The organism is Streptomyces hainanensis (assembly GCF_004348415.1).
Lineage (GTDB): Bacteria > Actinomycetota > Actinomycetes > Streptomycetales > Streptomycetaceae > Streptomyces > Streptomyces hainanensis.
This window is the reverse complement of record NZ_SMKI01000717.1, coordinates 1-2,532: the sequence shown is the minus strand read 5'-3', so window position 1 is coordinate 2,532 and position 2,532 is coordinate 1. Positions and strand designations below refer to the sequence as shown.

The 2,532-nt window shown below is 71.7% G+C and carries 2 protein-coding genes and 2 pseudogenes; 1 reads left to right on the top strand and 3 read right to left on the bottom strand.

Annotation, left to right across the window (positions count from 1 at the left end; all coding sequences use genetic code 11):
- Nucleotides 1–90, top strand: a pseudogene (locus E1283_RS39310) (peptide ABC transporter ATP-binding protein); the annotation flags it as partial.
- Here the strand turns inward: E1283_RS39310 and E1283_RS35110 are convergent.
- The 3 genes and pseudogenes from E1283_RS35110 to sucB all read right to left on the bottom strand — a co-directional run.
- A pseudogene (locus E1283_RS35110) lies at nt 81–638 on the bottom strand (helix-turn-helix transcriptional regulator); the annotation flags it as partial. The pseudogenes E1283_RS39310 and E1283_RS35110 overlap by 10 nt on opposite strands.
- A 251-nt stretch (nt 639–889) precedes the next feature.
- Nucleotides 890–1,513, bottom strand: a complete 624-nt coding sequence (locus tag E1283_RS35105; protein WP_132822215.1) for a GntR family transcriptional regulator — start codon at nt 1,511–1,513, stop codon at nt 890–892.
- Between the two features lie 94 nt (nt 1,514–1,607).
- The coding region (gene sucB, locus E1283_RS35100) for a 2-oxoglutarate dehydrogenase, E2 component, dihydrolipoamide succinyltransferase (protein ID WP_132822214.1) at nt 1,608–2,532 on the bottom strand (925 nt) is incomplete at its 5' end.

Below are 2,532 nucleotides of genomic sequence, written 5' to 3'. Positions count from 1 at the left end.
ACACACGACCTGGCCGTCGTGCGCCATATCAGTCATCGGGTGGCGGTGATGTACCAGGGCGAGATCGTGGAGACGGGCCCGGCGGCCACGTACCAGGTGCCTGCCTTGAGGACCAGGCCGTAGGGGTCGAGGACACGCGAGACCTCCGCGCCGTCGCCCCGGCGGTAGGTGACCTCCACCCGCAGGTCGTCCCAGACGGCCTCGGCGACGGCCGGCAGCAGGGCGGGTGTCTCGGGCGGCTGCCACCAGCCGGGCGCGTCCAGGTGGAAGCGCTGGGCCGCCGTGTCGTGGGCGGAGCGCAGTTCGGGGAGGAGGGCGGCGGAGACCTTGAGCCGGGCCGCGGAGGCGGCGTCCGCCAGGCCCATGTCGCGGAGCGCGCCCGGCACGCCGGAGAGGAACAGCGCCTCGGCCTCGCTGCGGCCGAGGCCGGTGAGTCGGGTGCGGTAGCCGCCGATCAGGCGGTAGCCGCCGGCGCGGCCGCGGTCGGCGTAGACGGGGATGCCGGCCTCGGAGAGGGCGTCCACGTCGCGGGCCACCGTCCGCTCCGAGACCTCGAGTTCGGTGGCCAGTTCGGCGGCGGTCATCGCCCGGCGATCCTGGAGCAGCAGGACGAGTCTGATGAGTCGGGCAGCGCGCATGAGGCGCCGATGATATCCCGTGGCGGGTGTGGAACCATGGGCGTGGCCATGAGGGGCTCGGTCCCGCGCGTTGGCGCGACAAACGGGACCCGAGCTCCCCTGGGAGCCGCGTCGGACGGCAGGACAGGCAGTGCGACGCGGCTCACTTCCAGAAGACTGTAAGCCGATGATCGATGATCGATCAAAGGGTTGCGGCAAAAAAATCGGCGAATCGGAGAAATTGGCATCCCGTGCCATACCGGGCGCCGACATCAGGCACGCGGTGCACAGTTCAGCACGTGCTCCTTGACGAGCTCCCCGATCCGGGGGTCCCGTCTCAGGAAGGCGTCCACCAGCTCCTGGTGCTCCTCGGCGTAGGACCGCTGCCGGGTGCCGAGCCAGCGGATGGACAGCGCCGTCCAGATCTCGATGCCCAGCGACTCCCAGGTGTGCAGCAGCACGCTGTTCCCGGACGCCTTCACCAGCTCGTGGTGGAACGCCACCGTGTGCCCGACCTGCGCCTCCGCGTCCGCCAGCCGGTCCGCCTCGCGGAGCGCCGCCACCTCGGGGGCCAACGCCGAGACGTCGTCCGCCAACCGCTCCACCGCCAGCTCGGCCGCGATCTGTTCGAGGCCGGCCCGCACCGGATAGATCTCCTCCAGGTCGGCGGCGGTCAACGCCCGCACCCGGACGCCCTTGTTGGGCGCCGACTCGATCAGCCGCAGCGTCTCCAACTCGCGCAGCGCCTCCCTGACCGGCGTCTGGCTCACGTCGAGCTCCGCCGCGATCCGCCGCTCGACGATCCGCTCGCCCGGCTGCCAGCGCCCGCTGACGATGCCCTCCACGATGTGCTCACGGATCTGCTGGCGCAACGAATGGATGACGGGCGGGTTCATGCCCTCACACTCCCATGGGGTGATCCAACAGGGCCGCGCCCCGCCCGGAGAGTCCGGACGGGGCGCGGCCGCTGCGACGGTTGCCGGACGGCCCTTACAGGCCGAGCTCGCCTTCGAACGCGCCGGCCTCGAGACGGGCCTTCACGTCCGCCAGGTAGCGGGCCGCGTCCGCGCCGTCCACCAGCTGGTGGTCGTAGGACAGGGTCAGGTAGACCATGTCCCGGATGGCGATGGTCTCGCCGAGCTCCGCGTTGTTCACGACGACCGGGCGACGCACGGTGGCGCCGATGCCCAGCTCCGCGACCTGCGGGTAGTTCACGATGATCGTGTCGAACAGCGCACCGCGCGAGCCGGTGTTGCTGATCGTGAACGTGCCGCCGGACATGTCGTCGGGGGAGAGCCCGCCGCCACGCACCTTGCCCGCCAGCTCCGCCGTCTTCTTGGCGATGCCGGCCAGGCTCAGGTCGCCCGCGCCCTTGATGACGGGGACCATCAGGCCCTTCTCCGAGTCCACCGCGATGCCCACGTTCTCGACGTCGTGGTAGGTGATCGTGCCGTCGTCGTTCATCCGGGAGTTGACCGACGGGTGGGCCTTGAGGGCCTCCGCCGCCGCCTTCACGAAGAACGGCATCGGGGAGAGCTTGACGCCCTCGCGGGCCAGGAACGCGTCCTTGGCCGCGGCCCGCAGCCGCATGATCCGGGTGACGTCCACCTCGACGACGGTCGACAGCTGCGCCTGGTTGTGCAGCGCCTTCATCATGTTCTCGGCGATGACCTTGCGGATCCGGCTCATCTTCACCGTCTGACCGCGGAGCGGCGACGGCTGGACGGAGGCCGGCGCCTTGGCGGCCGGCGCCGCCGGGGCGGCGGGGGTGGCCGCCGGGGCCGCGGCGGCCGCGGCCGCCGCGCGGGCGGCCTCGGCGGCGCTCAGCACGTCCTGCTTACGGATCCGACCGCCGACGCCCGACCCCTTGACGGCGGCCAGGTCGACGCCGTTCTCCGCCGCCAGCTTGCGCACC